We start from the raw sequence: 642 nt of genomic DNA on the forward strand, positions 1-642 counted from the left end.
TCTTTAATATCTTGCTCGATGGCTTTCGGCTCAGTCTTAGGTGCGTAGCGCTTCAAGATCTCTCCCTCAGCATTGACCAAAAACTTGGTGAAGTTCCATTTAATTTTCTCAGAACCGAGCATCCCTTTAGCATTTGTTTTTAACAACGAGAATAAAGGGTGTGTGTCAGGGCCATTCACGTCGACCTTACTGAACATCGGGAATGTGACACCATAATTTAGCTCGCAAAACTCGCTAATTTGACTGTCGCTACCTGGGTCTTGGCTTAAGAACTGATTGCAAGGAAAGCCCAAGATTTCTAGACCCTGTTCTTTGTAGGTTTCGTACAACGATTCCAAACCTTTGAACTGCGGTGTAAAACCACACTTACTGGCTGTATTTACTACGAGTAATGTCTTGCCCTTGTAGTCTGATAGAGACTTGGTTTCACCTTTGATTGTGGTGACTTCAATATCGTAAATCGCACTCATTCACTGTCTTCCTGATTATGTTTTTAGATCCAATGCACCTTCAGTACGTGTACCTTATCTGATCCGATCAAACAAAGACAGCGAGGTAATACGATTAAAAGATGAATACGCGGCATCCAAGCTAAATTGCTGTAATGACAGCAAACTTACTGTTTCTGCGTAATCAATGGAT

At 41.7% G+C, this 642-nt stretch carries 1 protein-coding gene; it reads right to left on the minus strand.

Going from position 1 to position 642, the window contains the following annotated elements; translation table 11 throughout:
• On the minus strand, nucleotides 1–470 hold a 470-nt coding region (locus A3738_RS09875), incomplete at its 3' end, for a glutathione peroxidase (RefSeq protein ID WP_068763578.1).
• Nucleotides 471–642: the final 172 nt, after the last annotated feature.

The sequence above is a fragment of the Oleiphilus sp. HI0066 genome (assembly GCF_001635725.1).